We start from the raw sequence: 17,382 nt of genomic DNA on the forward strand, positions 1-17,382 counted from the left end.
CCCCGTTGACGCGATCAGCGCTGCGGCACCACGCGCAGCAGTTGCCCGTCGTTTTCGTCGGTGAGCAGGTAGAGCAGGCCGTCAGGCCCCTGGCGCACGTCACGCACGCGCTGGCCGAGTTGCGGCAGCAGACGTTCCTCCCGCACCACACGGCCACCCTGCAGCTCCAGGCGGGCCAGGTAACGGAACTTGAGCGATCCCACGAACAGGTTGCCCTGCCAGGCGCTGCCGTAGCGGTCACTGCCCAGGAAGGCCATGCCAGAAGGCGCGATGGACGGTGTCCAGTGGTGCAGAGGCTGCTCCATGCCGGGCTTCGCGGTCAGGCCGTCGCCAATGGCGCCGCCACCGTAGTTCTCCCCGTAGGTGATGACCGGCCAGCCGTAGTTCTTGCCCGCCTCGGGGCGGTTGATCTCGTCACCGCCCTGGGGGCCATGCTCGATCACCCACAGGCGGCCGTCCGGCCCCCAGGTGGCAGCCTGCGGGTTGCGGTGCCCCCAGCTCCAGATCTCGGGCATGGCGCCGCTGCGCCGCGCCAGCGGGTTGTCTGCGGGAGAGCTGCCGTCCTTGCGCAGCCGCACGACCTTGCCGTGGTGGTTGTCGAGGGTCTGGGCGTCGCGCATGCGCTGGAAGCGTTCACCCAAGGCCAGGAAGAGGTTGCCGTCCGGCGCCTCCACAATGCGGCAGCCGAAGTGCAGGCGGCTGGCCACCTTGGGCACCTGGCTGAAGATCACCCGCACCTGCTCCAGCCGCCGGCCGTCGTCCGACAGGCGCGCGGTGGCCAATGCGGTGGAATTGCCGCTGCCCGATGCGGCAGGCTCGGCGAAACAGAAATAGATGCGCCGGTTGCGGGCGAACTCGCTGTCGGCCACCACATCCAGCAGGCCGCCCTGCCCCACGGCATCGACGCGCGGCACGCCTTCGATGGGCGGCCCCACGCGTCCGTCCGGCTCGATCAGGCGCATGCGGCCCGGCCGTTCGGTCACCAGCATGCGCCCGCCATCGACAAAGGCCAGCGCCCAGGGATGTTCCAGCCCCCGCGCCACCACTTCTGCACGCACGGCAGATGGAACGGTCTGGGCCTGGGCAACAACGGCCAGTCCAGCAGCAAAAGTGGCCATGGCCCAGGCCAGCCAGGGTTTGACAGGTGCTTTCATGTGGGTGCCTCCGCTTGCAGTCTGAATCCACGCCGAACCCAAGGTTCCGTCCGCGTTCACGGCCTGCGAAAACCTTCGCCGTATCACCCGGCTGGGGTCACTGCGGGCCGTCTCCGCCTGCGGGCTGCAGCCGCAAGGGGCGCTCCTCGAACTCGGTGTTGAGCACAACGGTGCTGGTGGTGCGGGCCACACCGGGAATGGCCTTGATCTGGTAGAGCACGTCCTCCAGCCGGCGGGCGTGCGTGGTGCGTATCTTCGCCAGGAAGTCGTACTCCCCCGCCACGCTGTGCAGTTCCAGCACCTCGGGCATCTCGCGCAGGCGGGGGGCAACGTCCCGGCAGTGCGCCCCGCCATCGTTGCGTATGGCCACGTAGGCGGTGAAGTTCAACCCGATCTTCTCGGGGTCCACCCGCAGCGAGAAGCGTTCGATCACACCGCGCTCGACCATTTTCTTCACCCGCTCGTGCACCGCTGCGGTGGACAAGCCCACTTCAGCCGCCACATCAGCGTAAGAACGCCGGCTATCAACGCTCAAGGCCGAAAGAATTCTTCCATCAACCTCATCAATCTGTATATTTGCTTGCATTCTGGCAATGTTCAGGGTAAAGTCCAGAAAAATCACTTAACACAGGAAATTTTCTGGAAAGCAAGTCATCATGCCGGGCATTTTCAACCAATTAACCAAAAACGGCAAAACCCTTCAGTTAACGATGGCTTTGCTGATCGTCTACGTGGTGTGGGGCACTACCTACTACGCGCTGGGCGTGGCCATGAAAGGGCTGCCCCCGCTGTTGATGAACGGCGCCCGCTTTGTGGTGGCGGGTGCGGTGATGCTGGCCGTGGCCCGCTGGCAAGGCGTGGCATGGCCCACCCGGCAGCAGTGGCGCAATTCCGCGCTGGTGGGGGCCTTGATGGTGTTTGGCGCCATGGGCCTGGTGGTGCTGGCGCAGAAGCTGGGTATAGGCTCCGGGTTGATGGCCACGGTGGTGACGACCATGCCCATGTGGCTGGCGCTGTGGACGCACTGGGGCGGCGAGCGTGTGCCCGCCACCAGTTGGGTGGGCCTGGTGCTGGGCATGGGTGGCGCCTTGTTGCTGGCCATGGAGGGGGACTTCACCGCCACCTGGCTGGGCACGCTGTGCGCCTTCGGAGCGCCCTTGTGCTGGAGCATCGGCTCCTACGCCTCGCGCAAGCTGACGCTGCCCGCACCAGCCATGGCCTCTGCCGCGCAGTGGCTCACGGGCGGGGCGCTGGGGCTGGTGGTGTCGCTGCTGGTGGAGCCGGGCGCGCGCAGCGGTGCCTGGTGGCACGAGGCCACGGCCGCCTCCTGGCTGGCCTGGGCTTACCTGGTGGTGATGGGCACGCTGGTCACGCTCAACGCCTACCTGTGGCTGTTGCAGAACACCTCGGCAGCGCTGGCGGGGAGCTATTCCTTCGTGAACCCGGCCGTGGCCCTGTGGGTGGGCGTAACACTGGGCGGCGAGCGCCTGACCGGCTGGGTGTTCGCGGCCATGCCGCTGATCCTGGCGGCGCTGGCCCTGATTCTTTACGGACGGCAGGCCGCTGCCTGGGCCGCGCGTGTGCTGTCTGTCAGCCAGTGGCTGGCCCAGCGCAGGGCGGCGTCCAGCCGCTGACGGGCACCGGGCGACACGGGCTCGCCCAGGCCCCATGCCTGGCCCGGAATGGTGAGCAGCCAAGCGGGCGGCGGCGGCTGGCGCTGCACGTCGGCAAACACCTGCAGCACGGCCTCGGGCCGCAGGGCGTGGGTGGTGTGGCTGGGCAGGTGTTGGGGCACCAGCAGGCTCAATTGGAAGGGCTGCGCGTCTTCCAAGCAAGGTTGCACTGACGCATCCACGAACAGCACCCGCTCGCGGCCCAACAAGTCCAGCGCGTGCTCCACCTGCAGCTGAAAATCCGTCAGCACATCCACTCCGGGCAGGCGCAAGGCCTCCACCGCTTCGGCGAACAGGGGGCCCAGGGCATCGTCACCCCGGCTGGGGTTGCCCCAGGCAAACACCAGTGTGGGGGCAGGCATGTTCAATCGCGGACCTTGCGGTCAAGCTCCTGGCCGTCGGCGTCCAGCAGCACCACTTCCAGCGGCATCTTGCCCAGGGCGTGGGTGGCGCACGACAGGCAGGGGTCGAAAGCGCGGATGGCCACTTCGATGTGATTGAGCAGCCCCTCGGTGATTTCCTGCCCATCCAGATACTGCCGCGCCACATCGCGCACGGCTTCGTTCATGGCCTGGTTGTTGTTGGTGGTGGAAACGATGAGGTTGGCCATGGTGACGAGGTCGTCGTCGCCCACCTCGTAGTGGTGGAACAGCGTGCCACGCGGCGCTTCGATGACGCCGATGCCACTGCGCTGGCGTTCGCCACCCGCCATCAGGTCGGTGCCTTCCAGGTCGTCGTCCTGCAGCAGGGCTTCGATGGTTTCGGCGGCGCTGAGCATCTCGATCATGCGCGCCCAGTGAAAACCCAGCGAGCCGTGCATGGGCCGCCCGCCCGCATGGGCCAGCAGGTGCTGGCGTTCCTCTTCGGCCTGTGGGGTGGGCATGCGGTCGGCGTTCTGCACGCGCGCCAGCGGGCCTACCTTGTACCAGCCTTGCTCCGGCCCCCGCGCGGTGAAGTAGGGAAACTTCATGTACGTCCAGGGTTTCACGGCTTCGGTGATGAGGGTGTCGTAGCCGCGCACGTCGAACTGGTCGAACATGATCTGGCCTTCGGCGTCACGCGCGCGCAAGGCGCCGTCGTACAGGTCCAGGCTGCCGTCGGGGGCCACCAGGCTCATCATGCTGGACGGCACGTGGCCGAAGCGGTCGTAGAGCGCCGGGTGCTGCTCATGCATGGCTCGCACGATGCGCACCGCATCGCGGCTCCAAGCCACGGTTTGCGCCACGTCGCGCTGCAGTTCCAGCCGCTCTGCCCCGCTGAGCGAACGGTTCACGCCGCCGGGCACCGAGCCCGTGCCGTGCACGCGCTTGCCCGCCGTCAGGCGGATCACCTCCTGCCCGTACTTGCGCAGCAGAATGCCTTGCCGCGCTATGTCGGGGAAGCGCTGCGCCACGCCCACGATGTTGCGGCGCGCCACCTCGCTGTCAAAGCCGAACAGCAGGTCGGGCGACGACAGGTGAAAGAAGTGCAGCGCGTGCGATTGCAGGATTTGCCCGTAGTGCATGAGGCGGCGCATTTTTTCGGCCGTGGGCGTGAGCTGGCGCGCGCCCACCACCTGGTCGAGCGCCTTGCTGGCGGCCAGGTGATGCGACACGGGACAGATGCCGCACAGCCGCTGCACCAGAACGGGCACTTCCCAATACGGGCGGCCCTGGATGAAACGCTCGAACCCACGGAACTCGACGATGTGCAGGCGCACCTGCTGCACGCGGTTGTGCTCGTCCAGCAGCAGGGTGACCTTGCCGTGGCCCTCCACGCGCGAGACGGGGTCGATGGCCACGCGGCGCAGCCCTTCGCGCGGGGCGGTGGCGGTTTCCAGGTCGTTGGCCATGGTTCAGTCGTAATGCAGCAGGCCATGGCCCAGGTGGGGCAGCCGGCCGGCGATAAGGTCGTTCAGAAAGGCCCAGATGGCATCGCCGGACGGCGGGCAGCCGGGCAGGAAGTGGTCGATGCGCACCACCTCGTGCACGGGGTGGACCTGGTTGAGCAGCAGCGGCAGTTCGGGGTCGGAGGGCACCTGGCTGCCAGGGACCACACCGTGCCCGCCCAGGTACACGGACTGCAGCACCTCGCCCACCGGCAGGTGGTTGCGCTGTGCGGGCAGCCCGCCGTTGACGGCACACGCCCCCAGCGCCACCAGCACCTTGCACTGGGCACGGAATTCACGCAGCACGTGCACGTTTTCGGCGTTGCACACGCCACCTTCGATCAGGCCGATGTCGCAGGGGCCACAGTGCTTGATGTCGGTGAGCGGCGAACGGTCGAACTCCACCAGCTCAAGCAGGGGCAGCAGGCGTTCATCGATGTCCAGAAAGGACATGTGGCAGCCGAAGCAGCCCGCCAGCGAGACGGTGGCGATCTTGAGCTTGCGCGGGGGCGGGGAAACGGCGGCGTTCATGGCTGTTTACCGTCTGGCGAGGCCTGGGCCGGTGCGTCCACAGCCACCTGGCTGATGGGGTGCACATCGTAGGTGCGCTGGCCAATCGGCGTGGCAAAGCCCACGCGCTTGCGCAAGATGACGCCCACTGGGCAAACGGAGGCAGCGCGGTCACTGACGGCAAAGCTGCTGTCGGCCAGGCGGCCCGACGCGCTGTTGACGACGAGGTGCGACTTCACCCCCCGGCCCGCCAGGGCGAACACGTCCTTGCCGTCCACCTCGTGGCTGGCGCGCACGCACAGTTCGCACAGGATGCAGCGGTTGAAATCCAGCAGCACATCGGGGTGCGAGGCGTCGACCGGGCGGTCGGGGAAGAAGTGGTCGAAATGGGGCGTGAGCATGCCCATTTCGTAAGCCGTGGCCTGCAGCACGCAGTCGCCGCTTTTTTCACAGGCGGGGCAGAAGTGGTTGCCTTCCACGAACAGCAGTTGCAGCAGGGTGCGGCGCTTGTCGTCCAGCTCTTCGGTGCGGTTGGCCACCACCTGGCCTTCGGCGGCGGCCGTGGTGCAGGCGGTGGCAAAGCGCCCGCCCACCTTCACCGTGCACAGTTTGCAGGAGCCGTGCGCGGTGAAGTCCGGGTGCCAGCACAGGTGCGGTATGTAGTGGCCTGCCGCCTGGGCGGCCTGCATCAGAGTCTGGCCGGGCGCGAAGGGCACGGGCTGGCCGTCCAGCTCGAACGTGGCTTGGCTGGTCACGGGCGCGCCTCCCGCGCCATGGCAGCGTGGTTGCTCTGCAGGTGGGCGTCAGCGTCGTCGCGGCCTGTCAGCTGGCGGGCTTGTGAAAGCGCCGCGTCCAAGTCGAACGCGGGCTCGTAATCAGGCGTGGCCAGGCGGCGCTGAAAAGTGGCGGGAAATTTGTCCATCAGGTCTGCAATGGCTACGGTGGCCGTGTTGCCGAGGCCGCAGTGGCTGGCACCTTGCATCAAATGGTGCATGCGCCGGATTTCGTCCAGATCGTAGGGCGAACCGCGCCCTTTGGCCAGCTTGTCGAGCAAACGGGCGTTCACAGCGGTGCCCACGCGGCACGGCGTGCAGAAGCCGCAGCTTTCGTGCTGGAAGAAATGCGCAAAGTTGTGGGCCACGGCGAACAGGTCGCGCTGCGGGCCAAACACCATGATGGAGCCACCCGTGGCCACGTCCTCGAAGCAGATGCGCCGTTCGAACTCGCTGGCCGCCAGGCACGGCCCTGCCGCCCCGGCGGTGGTGACGGCCTGCGCATCACTGCCCCCGGCCTCGGCCAGCACCTCGGCCAACGTCACGCCAAAGGGCACTTCGTAGATGCCGGGGCGCGCCACGTCACCCGATACGGAAAGCACCTTGGTACCGCTGGACGCTGGTGTGCCGATGCCCCGGAACCACTCACCGCCGCGCAGGGCGATGAGCCCGGCCAGCGCCAGCGTTTCCACGTTGTTGACGATGGTGGGCTGCGCCATGTAGCCGTGGGTGACGGGAAACGGCGGGCGGATGCGCGGCTTGCCCGGCTTGCCTTCCAGCGACTCGATGAGTGCCGACTCTTCGCCGCAGATGTAGGCCCCGGCACCCAGGTGGATCTCGATGTCGAAATCGAAGCCCCGGCCCAGGATGTTGCGCCCGAGCAGCCCGGCATCGCGCCGGTGCCGCAGCCGTTCGTTCAGGCGGCCCAGCAGGAAGCGGTACTCGGCCCGCAGATAGATGAAGCCCTGGCTGGCACCCACCGCCAAGGCGGCCACACACATGCCGTCGATCAGCGCGTCGAATCGGCTGCTGAGCAGCACACGGTCCTTGAAGGTGCCGGGCTCGCCCTCGTCAGCGTTGCACACCACGTAGCGGGTCTGCCCTGGAGCGTCGCGGCAGGCACGCCATTTGGCATGGGTGCTGAACCCCGCGCCGCCGCGCCCCCGCAGACCGGAACGCTGGATTTCAGCCAGCACGCCTTCGGCGCCATGCGACAGCGCAGCACGCAGCACCTTGCCGGGCGCCACCTGTTCGTCCAGCAGCAGCTCACGGCGGCAAATGCGGTCTTCCACCACGAACCAGTCTGCAGGCCAGGCGTCCAGCGGCACGCGTTCGCGGATCAGCGCCGCCATCTCGTCCACGCGCTGCGGCGTCATGCGCGTGACCGGGCGCCCGTTCACCAGCAAGGCTGGCCCCTGGTCGCACAGGCCTGTGCAGGACGTGGTGTCCACGCTGACAAGCCCGTCCTCCGACACCCTGCCCGGCTCCAGCCAGAGCTGGCTGCACAGTTGCGCCATCAGTTCGGCACTGCCCACCATGCGGTCGGTGATGTTGTCGGAAAAACGAACACGGTATTCACCCGCAGGCTGCGTGTGAAAGAAGGAGTAGAAATTGGCTGTGCCCTGCACCCGGGCCAGCGGCCAGCCAATGCCGCGCGCAATGGCCTCCAGCGCCTCGGGCGGCAGCCACCCGGACGCGTCCTGCACGTCGTGCAGCATCTGCACCAGACGGTGCCCCTGGCGTGCATGTCTGTCCAGTACGGCTTCAATTGTCGCGGTCAACGCGTTGTCCTCCTGTTTTCCGCCATCTTGCGGACCGTGCGCGGCAGTTTCGTGACGATTCTTACCGCAATATTGATTTATGGGTTGACCTGGAACAAGAAACCAGTGGATCGGGTCATCCTTGCCTCGACAGCGGGCAAGGGGCGGCACGACAATCCCCAGATGCACGAACTGTCCCTGGCGCAAAACGTGGTGGAGTTGATCGAGGCAGCTGCGCTGCGCGAGGGCTTCACACGGGCCCACACGGTGCGGCTGGAAATTGGTGCGCTCTCGTGCGTGGAACCCGAGGCCCTGCGTTTTGCCTTTGAGTCGGCCACGGCGGGCAGTTGCGCCCAGGGTGCCCGGCTGGAGATATTGCCCGTGCCAGGCCAGGGCGAATGCCCGGCTTGCGGTCACCAGGCGGCCATGGACACGCTTTACGATCTGTGCCCGGCCTGCGGCGTTGCGCCATTGCGCGTGCTGCGCGGCACCGAGATGCGGGTACGCGACCTGGACGTGGAATGATCCGTTCATCACCAGAAATAAGGAGCCACACATGTGCACCACCTGCGGATGCAGCGGCGACGGCGCCACCCTGCACACCCACCATGCCAACGACGGGCATGACGATGCGTTGACGCTGACTCCCGAAGTGAGGCACGTGGCCATAGAGCAGGACATCCTCTCGCGCAATGACCACATCGCCGCACACAACCGCCACGACCTGGCCCACGCTGGCGTGTTCGCGCTCAACCTCATGTCCAGCCCCGGCGCGGGCAAGACGACGCTGCTCGTCAAGACCATCGAGCGGCTTGCAGGCCGTTTGCCGGTGGCCGTGATCGAAGGCGACCAGCAGACCAGCCGCGACGCCGAGCGCATTCGTGCCACGGGCGCACCCGCCTTGCAGATCAACACCGGCAAGGGCTGCCACCTGGACGCGCGCATGGTGCAGGAAGCTCTGCCCCGCCTGCCCCTGCAACGCGGCGGGCTGTTGATGATCGAGAACGTGGGAAACCTGGTGTGCCCCGCCGCCTTCGACCTGGGCGAAGCGCACAAGGTGGTGATCTTCTCGGTCACCGAGGGCGAGGACAAACCGCTGAAGTACCCCGACATGTTCCGCGCCGCCGACCTGGTGTTGCTGAACAAGTGCGATCTGCTGCCCTACCTGGAATTCGACGCCGACCTGGCCGAGGCCAACGCACGCCGCGTGCACCCCGGTGTGCGGGTGATGCGCGTGTCCGCCACATCGGGCGAAGGGCTGGACGAGTGGCTGACCTGGCTGACCAGCCATGCCGAGCTGTGCGCACAGAGCCACGACCACTCTCACGAACACCTGCATGCGCACGGGCATGGCCACGCGCACCACCATGGACACCACCCTCACGGCACCCATGCCTGAGACGGCCCAGGCCACCACCTGGCAACGCTTGCCGCTACCGGAAGGCCCGCCCGTGCTGGCCCTGGGCGCCGGGCTGAAGAACACCCTGTGCGCTGCGCTGGGCAACGCCGCCAAGCTCACCCCCACCGTGGGCGACCTGGACACCCCCCAGGCCTGCGCTGTCCACGAAGACAACGCCCGCGCCCTGCTGGCCTGGCTGGATGACCAAGACGCCCGCCCCGCCGCCGTGGCGCATGACCTGCACCCCGACTTTCACTCCACCCGCACGGCCCAAACCCTGGCGGCCGAACTGGGAGTGCCCTGCCTGCCCGTGCAGCACCACCATGCCCACCTGGCCGCCGTGTGCGCGGAACATGGCTGGCACGGCCCCATGGTCGGACTGGCGCTGGACGGCGTAGGCCTGGGCAGCGACGGTAACGCCTGGGGCGGCGAACTGCTGCACTTGCGAGGCCCGCACTGCACCCGCCTGGGCCACCTGCACCCGCTGGCCCTGCCCGGTGGCGACGTGGCCGCCCGCGAACCTTGGCGCATGGCTGCCGCCGCCCTGCACGCGCTGGGCCGCAATGGCAACATCGCCACGCGCTTCGGGCACCAACCCGCTGCCCCAGGCGTGGCCCGGCTGCTGGCGCAAGGCACCCGCTGCCCGCCCACCACCAGCCTGGGGCGCGTGTTCGACGCTGCCTCTGCCTTGCTGGGCCTGTGCGAGGTGATGCACACTGAAGCCGAGGCGGCCATAGCCCTGGAGCAGGCTGCCGCGAGGCACGGCCCCTGCCCGCCATTGGACGGCGGCTGGCGCATCACCCCAGACATGACGCTGGACCTGCGCCCCCTGTTGCAACACCTGATGGAAGCTGCTGACCCAGGCCAAAGCGCCGCCCTCTTCCACGCCACGCTGGGCGCCGCATTGGCCGAATGGTTGGCACTGGCCGCCCGCAGTGCGAGCACTCAAACTGTAGCGGCAGCGGGCGGCTGCCTTTTCAACCGGCTGCTGGCCGCCGACCTGCGGCAGCGCTGCCACGCCCTGGGCCTGCGCCTGCTGGAAGCACGGCAACTCCCACCAGGCGACACCGCCATCGCCTACGGCCAGGCCGCCGTGGCCCGCCAACTCTTGAAAGAGCATTGACATGTGCCTAGCCGTACCCGCCCTGGTGGTGGAACTGCTCCCCCCCGACGAAGCCATCGTCGATCTGGACGGCGTGCGCCAGCGCATCTCGCTCGCGCTGGTGGACGGCGTAGCCGTGGGCGACCACGTGATCGTGCACGTAGGCTTTGCACTGCAGAAACTTGACGTGGAAGAGGCCGAAGCCACGCTGGCGCTGCTGCGCGAACTGGCGCAGGCCGACGCGCCGAACGGGAACGCGGCGCCATGAGATACATCGACGCCTTCCGCGACGGCGAACTGGCCCGTGGGCTGGCCGCCGCCATCGCGCGCGACGCCGACCCCGTCCGCCACTACCGGCTCATGGAGTTCTGCGGCGGCCACACCCACGCCATCTCGCGCTTCGGCATTGCCGACCTGCTGCCCAGTCACATCGAACTCATCCACGGCCCAGGCTGCCCCGTGTGCGTGCTCCCCGTGGGCCGCATCGACCAGGCCATCCGGCTGGCGCTGGACCACGGCGTGATGCTGTGCAGCTACGGCGACACCCTGCGCGTGCCCGCGTCCGGCAAGCTCAGCCTGCTGCGCGCACGGGCGCTGGGCGCGGACGTGCGCATGGTCACCTCGCCACTGGGCGCGCTGGCCCTGGCCCGCCAGCACCCCGATCGGCAGGTGGTGTTCCTGGCCATCGGGTTTGAAACCACCACACCACCCACGGCGGTGGCGCTGCAGCAGGCTCGCGCACAGGGCGTGGGCAACTTTTCGGTGCTGTGCAACCACGTGCTTACCCCGGCGGCCATGCAGGCCATCCTCACGGTGGAAGGCGGCACCCGCATCGACGGCTTCATCGGCCCGGCGCACGTGTCCACCGTCATTGGCAGCGCCGCCTACGAACCCGTGGCGCGTGAACACGGCAAACCCATCGTCATCGCCGGTTTCGAGCCGCTTGACGTGATGCGCGCTATCCAGATGCTGCTGCAACAGATCAACACCGGCCGCGCCGAGGTGGACAACGAATTCACCCGCGCCGTGGGCCCGCAAGGCAACGCCAAGGCGCGCGCACTGGTGGACGAGGTGTTTGAACTCCGCGACAGCTTCGAGTGGCGCGGCCTGGGCACCCTGCCCCACAGCGCCTTGCGCCTGCGCCCGGCCTGGGCCGCGTTCGACGCCGAGCAACGCTTCGCTGCCCCGTACCAGCCCGTGCCTGACCACAAGGCCTGCGAATGCGCCGCCATCGTGCGCGGCGAAAAACGCCCCGAGCAATGCCGCATCTTCGGCACCGCCTGCACGCCCGACCACCCCGTGGGCTCGTGCATGGTGTCGTCCGAAGGCGCCTGCGCGGCCCACTACAGCTATGGCCGCTTCCGCACGGCCCCCGGACCCCACTCACCCGATTCACCCCATGCACCGCATTCCCAACCCGCCGCTTGACCTAGCCCATGGCCGCGTGGACATGTCGCACGGTGCAGGCGGCCGGTCCATGCACCAGTTGCTGCAGCAACTCTTCCTGCCCGCGCTGGGCAACCCCTGGCTGCTGCAAGGCGACGACGGCGCGCGCCTGCCCGAAGCCAATGGCCGCCTCGTCATGGCCACCGATGCCCACGTGGTCTCGCCCCTCTTCTTCCCCGGTGGCGACATCGGCAGCCTGGCGGTGCACGGCACCCTGAACGACGTGGCTGTGATGGGCGCACGGCCCCTGTACCTGGCGGCCAGCTTTGTGCTGGAAGAAGGCCTGCCGCTGGCCGATCTGGCGCGCATCGTGCGCTCCATGGGCGACGCGGCCAAGGCGGCGGGCGTACCCGTGGTCACGGGCGACACCAAGGTGGTGGAACGCGGCAAGGCCGATGGCGTGTTCATCACCACCACGGGGGTGGGCGTGATGTCGGACCCGCTGTACATGAGCGGCGCCAACGCCCAGCCGGGCGACGCGGTGATCGTCTCCGGCCCTCTGGGCGACCACGGCGCGGCCATCCTCTCGGTGCGCGAAGGGCTGGCGCTCGACAGCCCCATCGTGTCAGACAGTGCCGCGCTGCACGGCTTGATTGCCGACCTGCTGGCAGCCGTGCCCACCACACGTGTGCTGCGCGACCCCACGCGCGGCGGGCTGGCCGCCACGCTCAACGAAATCGCTCACCAGTCGGGCGTGGGCATGGTGCTGGACGAAGCCGCCCTGCCCGTGCGCCCCGCCGTGGCCGCGCTGTGCGAGCTGCTCGGGCTGGACCCGCTGAACCTGGCCTGCGAAGGGCGTGTGGTCGCCATCTGCCCGGCAGAGGCTGCTGACACCGCCGTGGCGGCCCTGCGAGCCCACCCGCTGGGCCGGGACGCTGCGCGCATAGGCAGCGTGGCGGCCGACGCGCGCTGCTTCGTGCAGATGCGCACGCGCTTTGGCGGCCAACGCATGGTGGACTGGCTGGCGGGCGACGCGCTGCCGCGGATTTGCTGACCCCCCGCTGCAACCGTTCTGGCCATCTGTCACAATGCGTCCCCATTCGCGCACCGCCCCCAGGAGACGCCCATGTTCCGCACCCTGCTCAAATCCAAGATCCACCGCGTCGCCGTGACCCAGTGCGAACTGCACTACGAAGGCTCCTGTGCCATCGACGAGGACCTGCTCGACGCCGCCAACATCTGCGAAAACGAGCAGATCCACATCTGGAACATCGACAACGGCGAACGCTTCGTCACCTACGCCATCAAGGGCGAGCGCGGCACGGGCATGATCTCGGTCAACGGCTCGGCGGCACGCCGCGCGGCCGTGGGTGACCTGCTCATCATCGCGGCCTTCGCGCAGGTGCATGAGGACCACGTGAAGAACCACCAGCCGCAACTGGTGTTCGTGGACGACAAGAACCGCCAGACCGAGCTGCGGCACCACGTGCCCACGCAGCAGGCCTGAGCCTGCCCGGCGACCGTCCCCGGACTTGACCGGGGATGCGCCCCATGCCATGCTGCCCGCGCCGCCCCACGGCCAGGAGGCAGACCATGCGCATCGGTGTTCCCCGGGAAATCAAGAACCACGAGTACCGCGTCGGGCTGACGCCTGCCAGCGTGCGCGAGCTCACCACGCGCGGCCACCAGGTGCTGGTGCAGAGTGGCGCGGGCACGGCCATCGGCCTGGGTGACGACGTCTACCAGGCCGCCGGAGCCACGCTGGCGCCAGACGCCGCCAGTGTGTTCGCCCAGGCCGACCTGATCGTCAAGGTCAAGGAACCCCAGCCCAGCGAATTCGCCTTGTTGCGCGCCGGGCAGGTGCTGTTCACCTACCTGCATCTGGCACCCGACCCGGCCCTCACCGCCGCGCTGCTGCGCAGCCAGGTGATAGGCATTGCATACGAAACGGTCACCGGCCCGGGCGGCACGCTGCCGCTGCTGGCCCCGATGAGCGAGGTGGCGGGCCGCATGGCAGTGCAAGTGGGCGCTCACTATTTGGAAAAATCCCAAGGCGGCATGGGCTTGCTGCTGGGCGGCGTGCCAGGCGTGGCACCGGCCCATGTGGTGGTGCTGGGGGCAGGTTCGGTGGGTGCCAGCGCCGTTCGCATGGCCATGGGCCTGGGGGCGCGTGTCACGGTGCTCAACCGTGGGCTGGAGCGGCTGCGCGAGCTGGACGCGCTGTACGGCAACCGCATCAGCACGCTGGCGGCCAGAGCACAGAACCTGGAAGACGCCGTGCTGGATGCCGACCTGGTGGTAGGTGCGGTGCTGGTGCCCGGCGCCGCCGCGCCCAAGCTGGTGTCGCGCCAGCAGGTTGGCCGCATGAAGGCCGGCGCCGTGGTGGTGGACGTGGCCATCGACCAGGGCGGGTGCTTCGAAACGTCGCGGCCCACCACCCACCTGGCCCCCACCTTCGTGGTGGATGGCGTGGTGCACTACTGCGTCACCAACATGCCGGGCAATGTGGCTCGAACCTCCACCTTCGCCCTGAACAACGCCACCCTGCCCTGCGTGCTGGCGCTGGCGAACAAAGGCTGGCAACAGGCCTTGCAGGACGACCCGCACCTGCGCAACGGCCTCAACGTGGCCGAGGGCCGCATCGTGCACGAGGCGCTGAAAGGGCGAAAAGACGGTTGAGCGCTGGCGGTCACACCAGCGTCAACTCACGCCGCAGCGCTCAGGCCGCGCCGATGTTCGGCACCAGCGCCCCGGGGTTCTGTCCGCCCTTGAGCGCAGCGGTGAAGGCCAGCATGCGGTCGATGGGCAGGCGCGCACGGGGAATGATGGCCGGGTCCACATCGATCTCGTGGGCGCCCGTCTCCAGCACATAGGCCACGCCCGCCAGGCCGTTCATCGCCATCCAGGGGCAGTGTGCGCAGCTCTTGCAGGTGGCGCTGTTGCCAGCGGTGGGCGCCTCGATGAACACCTTGCCGGGGTTGAGCGTGCGCAGCTTGTGCATCATCCCGTTGTCGGTGGCCACGATGAACTCCCTGGCGTCCATCTCCTGTGCCGCCTTCAGGATGCCCGAGGTGGACCCCACCGCATCGGCCAGGGCGATCACGTCGGCCGGGCTTTCCGGGTGCACCAGCACCTTGGCGCCTGGGTGCTCCTTCAGCAGGGCCTGCAGCTCGAAGGCCTTGAACTCGTCGTGCACCACGCACGAACCCTTCCACATGACCATGTCGGCCCCGGTTTCGCGCTGGATGTAGGCGCCCAGGTGCTTGTCGGGCGCCCACAGAATCTTGTGGCCCTTGTCCTTGAGCGCACGCACGATCTCCAGCGCGCAGCTGGATGTCACCAGCCAGTCCGCGCGGGCCTTCACCGCCGCGCTGGTGTTGGCATAGACCACCACGGTGCGGTCCGGGTGCTCGTCGCAGAAGGCGCTGAAATCCTCCACCGGGCAGCCCAGGTCGAGCGAGCAGGTAGCGTCCAGCGTGGGCATGAGCACCGTCTTCTCGGGGCTCAGGATCTTGGCGGTCTCGCCCATGAAGCGCACGCCCGACACGACGAGCGTCTTGGCCGGGTGGTCACGGCCGAAGCGTGCCATTTCCAGCGAATCGCTGACGAGGCCACCGGTTTCCTCGGCCAGGTCCTGCAGGTCGGGGTGCACGTAGTAGTGCGAAACCATCACCGCGTTGCGCTCCTTGAGCAGGCGGCGAATCTTGTCCTTCAAGGCCGCCCGCTCCTGCGGGCCCGGCTCTTCAGGCACGCGCGCCCAGACGTGGCGGGTCGGGCAGGAGGGCTGCTCGACATCCACTTCAATGACCTTGTCCATCACTTCCAGCTTTCAAAAATACAGGCCTGCTCAAACCGCCTCGAAACGCATCGAGAAATCGACCGCCTTGACATCCTTGGTCAACGCTCCGATGGAGATGCGGTCGACCCCGGTTTCTGCAAGGGCGCGCACGGTGTCCAGGTTCACGCCCCCGGAAATCTCCAGAACGGCCGCGCCGCCCGGATGTGCCGCGTTGATGCGAACCGCCTCATGCAGCGTCGTCAGGTCCATATTGTCCAGCAGGACCATTCGCGCGCCGGCGTCAAGGGCTTCTTGCAGTTGCGCGAGGGTTTCCACCTCGATCTGCACGAACTTGGCCTGGGGTGCGGTTTCCTGCACGCGCCGCAGCACGGCGCTCACACCGCCAGCCGCTGCGATGTGGTTTTCCTTGATCAGCACGGCGTCGTACAGGCCCAGGCGGTGGTTGAGGCCACCGCCCTGCAAAACTGCGTACTTTTGGGCCAGGCGCAGGCCGGGCAGCGTCTTGCGGGTGTCCACGATGCGGGCGCGCGTGCCAGCCACGGCCTGCACGTACTGGGCCGTCTTGGTGGCCACAGCGCTCAGCGTCTGCAGAAAGTTCAGCGCGGTGCGCTCAGCCGTCAGCAGCGGCTGTGCCAGGCCTTCGATCTCCAGCACCACCTGGTTGGCCTCGCAGTGCTGGCCTTCGGCCAAGTGCCAGCGCAGCGTAGCCGCCGGGTCCAGGGCCAGTACGGCGGCATCCACCCAGGGTCTGCCGCAGATCACGGCAGCCTCGCGCGCCAGCACACGCGCCCGGGCACGGCGCGCCGGGCCCACCAGCGCGGCGGTCAGGTCGCCAGCGCCTACATCCTCGGCCAGGGCTCGGCCCACGTCTGCCTGCGCCAGCGCCGCCAGCCGCTCGGGGGAAAAATCGTTCGTGTCGTTCATTCAGGGCTTTTCGGGAAACGCTCGCGGCAAATCCACATTCAACTGTACCGCGAGGGTACGAAGCATAACGGGATCGACTAGACTCCCGACTTCGCGGGCTCTTCCAGCCCACTGTCCCACACGCTCGGCCCCCGAGACACCGAGACAACCCATGAGCGAGACAACCGCCAGCACTCCCTACGGAACCCTCCCATCGGCGTCCCCGCTGCCCCAGCGCAAGCCCGTCAGCCTGCCGCGCCTGCAGGACATGCGCGAGCGCGGCGAAAAGATCACCATGCTCACCGCCTACGACGCGACCTTCGCCGCCGTGGCCGACAGCGCAGGCGTGGAATGCCTGCTGGTGGGCGACTCGCTCGGCATGGTCTGCCAGGGCCTGTCCAGCACCGTGGGCGTGACGCTGGAAACCATGTGCTACCACACCGAAAGCGTCACCCGTGGCCTGCGCCGCGTGCAGGGCACCGCCTGGGTGATTGGTGACCTGCCTTTCGGCAGCTACCAGGAATCGAAGGAACAGGCCATCCGCAGCGCGTCGGCGCTGATGCACGCTGGGGCCCACATGGTCAAGCTCGAAGGCGGCGGCTGGACCGCCGAGACCGTGCGCTTCCTGGTGGAGCGGGGCATTCCCGTGTGCGCCCACCTGGGCCTCACCCCACAAACGGTGCACGCCCTGGGCGGCTACCGCGTGCAGGGCCGCAGCGACAGCGACGCCCTGCGCCTCAAGCGTGAAGCCCTGGAGCTGCAAGACGCCGGTGCTTCCATGCTGGTGCTGGAAATGGTGCCTGCCACCCTGGCCACCGAGGTGACGCAGCAGCTGCCGCGATGCCACACCGTCGGCATAGGTTCGGGCAAGGGCACGGCCGGCCAGGTGCTGGTGATGCACGACATGCTGGGCATGGGCCTGGGCAAGACGCCCAAGTTCGTGCGCAACTTCATGGACGGCCAGTCCAGCGTTCGCGGCGCCATGGCCGCCTATGTACAAGCCGTCAAGGACGGCAGCTTCCCCGACAACACCCTGCACGCCTGGTAAGGCACGCC

19 protein-coding genes are annotated in these 17,382 nt (G+C 68.1%); 10 read left to right on the forward strand and 9 right to left on the reverse strand.

What is annotated here, in order from left to right:
- Positions 1-14 precede the first annotated feature (14 nt).
- The gene (locus ACYVHH_RS01555) at positions 15-1,154 is read right to left on the reverse strand and encodes a PQQ-dependent sugar dehydrogenase (protein WP_460563247.1); all 1,140 of its coding nucleotides are present in this window, start codon (positions 1,152-1,154) and stop codon (positions 15-17) included.
- 97 nt (positions 1,155-1,251) lie between these two features.
- Complete coding sequence (locus ACYVHH_RS01560) at positions 1,252-1,740, reverse strand: Lrp/AsnC family transcriptional regulator (RefSeq protein ID WP_460563248.1); 489 nt, start codon at positions 1,738-1,740, stop codon at positions 1,252-1,254.
- A 124-nt stretch (positions 1,741-1,864) separates the two neighbouring features.
- Here ACYVHH_RS01560 and ACYVHH_RS01565 point away from each other — a divergent pair, with 124 nt between their 5' ends.
- Positions 1,865-2,788 carry an EamA family transporter gene (locus ACYVHH_RS01565; RefSeq protein ID WP_460563249.1) on the forward strand — a complete coding sequence of 308 codons (924 nt, stop codon included), beginning with the start codon at positions 1,865-1,867 and terminating at the stop codon, positions 2,786-2,788.
- On the opposite strand, the gene ACYVHH_RS01570 is transcribed toward ACYVHH_RS01565, so the two are convergent.
- The 5 genes from ACYVHH_RS01570 to ACYVHH_RS01590 are packed head-to-tail and all read right to left on the reverse strand — an operon-like array spanning position 2,701 to position 7,758.
- Positions 2,701-3,189, reverse strand: coding sequence for a hydrogenase maturation protease (locus ACYVHH_RS01570; protein ID WP_460563250.1), 489 nt, complete (start codon positions 3,187-3,189; stop codon positions 2,701-2,703). The two genes, ACYVHH_RS01565 and ACYVHH_RS01570, sit on opposite strands and share 88 nt — an antisense overlap.
- A gap of 2 nt (positions 3,190-3,191) precedes the next feature.
- Positions 3,192-4,658: a Ni/Fe hydrogenase subunit alpha gene (locus tag ACYVHH_RS01575; RefSeq protein ID WP_460563251.1), complete on the reverse strand. Its 1,467-nt coding sequence runs from the start codon at positions 4,656-4,658 to the stop codon at positions 3,192-3,194.
- Positions 4,659-4,661: 3 nt separating this feature from the next.
- Positions 4,662-5,225, reverse strand: coding sequence for an NADH-quinone oxidoreductase subunit B family protein (locus tag ACYVHH_RS01580; RefSeq protein ID WP_460563252.1), 564 nt, complete (start codon positions 5,223-5,225; stop codon positions 4,662-4,664).
- Positions 5,222-5,959 carry a 2Fe-2S iron-sulfur cluster-binding protein gene (locus ACYVHH_RS01585; protein WP_460563253.1) on the reverse strand — a complete coding sequence of 246 codons (738 nt, stop codon included), beginning with the start codon at positions 5,957-5,959 and terminating at the stop codon, positions 5,222-5,224. Before ACYVHH_RS01585 ends, ACYVHH_RS01580 begins: the two co-directional genes overlap by 4 nt.
- Positions 5,956-7,758, reverse strand: coding sequence for an NAD(P)H-dependent oxidoreductase subunit E (locus ACYVHH_RS01590; RefSeq protein WP_460563254.1), 1,803 nt, complete (start codon positions 7,756-7,758; stop codon positions 5,956-5,958). The genes ACYVHH_RS01585 and ACYVHH_RS01590 overlap by 4 nt, the downstream gene beginning before the upstream one ends.
- A gap of 162 nt (positions 7,759-7,920) precedes the next feature.
- Between ACYVHH_RS01590 and hypA the strand changes: the two genes are divergently transcribed.
- The 8 genes from hypA (at position 7,921) to ald (ending at position 14,303) form a co-directional block, all read left to right on the forward strand.
- Positions 7,921-8,262 carry a hydrogenase maturation nickel metallochaperone HypA gene (gene hypA, locus ACYVHH_RS01595; protein WP_460563255.1) on the forward strand — a complete coding sequence of 114 codons (342 nt, stop codon included), beginning with the start codon at positions 7,921-7,923 and terminating at the stop codon, positions 8,260-8,262.
- 31 nt (positions 8,263-8,293) lie between these two features.
- A complete protein-coding gene (hypB, locus tag ACYVHH_RS01600; protein WP_460563256.1) occupies positions 8,294-9,136 on the forward strand; it encodes a hydrogenase nickel incorporation protein HypB in 843 nt (280 codons plus the stop codon).
- On the forward strand, positions 9,087-10,259 hold the full coding sequence (locus tag ACYVHH_RS01605; RefSeq protein WP_460563257.1) for a Kae1-like domain-containing protein: 1,173 nt from the start codon (positions 9,087-9,089) through the stop codon (positions 10,257-10,259). The genes hypB and ACYVHH_RS01605 overlap by 50 nt, the downstream gene beginning before the upstream one ends.
- 1 nt (position 10,260) lies before the next feature.
- Positions 10,261-10,506 (forward strand): HypC/HybG/HupF family hydrogenase formation chaperone, encoded by a 246-nt coding sequence (locus ACYVHH_RS01610; protein WP_460563258.1) that lies wholly within the window; start codon positions 10,261-10,263, stop codon positions 10,504-10,506.
- The gene (gene hypD, locus ACYVHH_RS01615) at positions 10,503-11,666 is read left to right on the forward strand and encodes a hydrogenase formation protein HypD (RefSeq protein WP_460563259.1); all 1,164 of its coding nucleotides are present in this window, start codon (positions 10,503-10,505) and stop codon (positions 11,664-11,666) included. Before ACYVHH_RS01610 ends, hypD begins: the two co-directional genes overlap by 4 nt.
- Entirely contained in the window at positions 11,638-12,678 is a 1,041-nt protein-coding gene (hypE, locus tag ACYVHH_RS01620) for a hydrogenase expression/formation protein HypE (RefSeq protein ID WP_460563260.1), read from the forward strand. The genes hypD and hypE overlap by 29 nt, the downstream gene beginning before the upstream one ends.
- Positions 12,679-12,750: 72 nt before the next feature.
- Positions 12,751-13,131, forward strand: a complete 381-nt coding sequence (gene panD / locus ACYVHH_RS01625) for an aspartate 1-decarboxylase (RefSeq protein WP_460563261.1) — start codon at positions 12,751-12,753, stop codon at positions 13,129-13,131.
- Positions 13,132-13,217: 86 nt separating this feature from the next.
- Entirely contained in the window at positions 13,218-14,303 is a 1,086-nt protein-coding gene (gene ald / locus ACYVHH_RS01630) for an alanine dehydrogenase (RefSeq protein WP_460563263.1), read from the forward strand.
- Positions 14,304-14,343: 40 nt separating this feature from the next.
- On the opposite strand, the gene nadA is transcribed toward ald, so the two are convergent.
- A complete protein-coding gene (gene nadA, locus ACYVHH_RS01635) occupies positions 14,344-15,441 on the reverse strand; it encodes a quinolinate synthase NadA (protein ID WP_460563265.1) in 1,098 nt (365 codons plus the stop codon).
- A gap of 30 nt (positions 15,442-15,471) precedes the next feature.
- Complete coding sequence (nadC, locus tag ACYVHH_RS01640; protein ID WP_460563266.1) at positions 15,472-16,347, reverse strand: carboxylating nicotinate-nucleotide diphosphorylase; 876 nt, start codon at positions 16,345-16,347, stop codon at positions 15,472-15,474.
- Between the two features lie 151 nt (positions 16,348-16,498).
- Here nadC and panB point away from each other — a divergent pair, with 151 nt between their 5' ends.
- Complete coding sequence (gene panB / locus ACYVHH_RS01645; protein ID WP_460563267.1) at positions 16,499-17,374, forward strand: 3-methyl-2-oxobutanoate hydroxymethyltransferase; 876 nt, start codon at positions 16,499-16,501, stop codon at positions 17,372-17,374.
- Positions 17,375-17,382: the final 8 nt, after the last annotated feature.

The organism is Hydrogenophaga aquatica, from assembly GCF_054780915.1.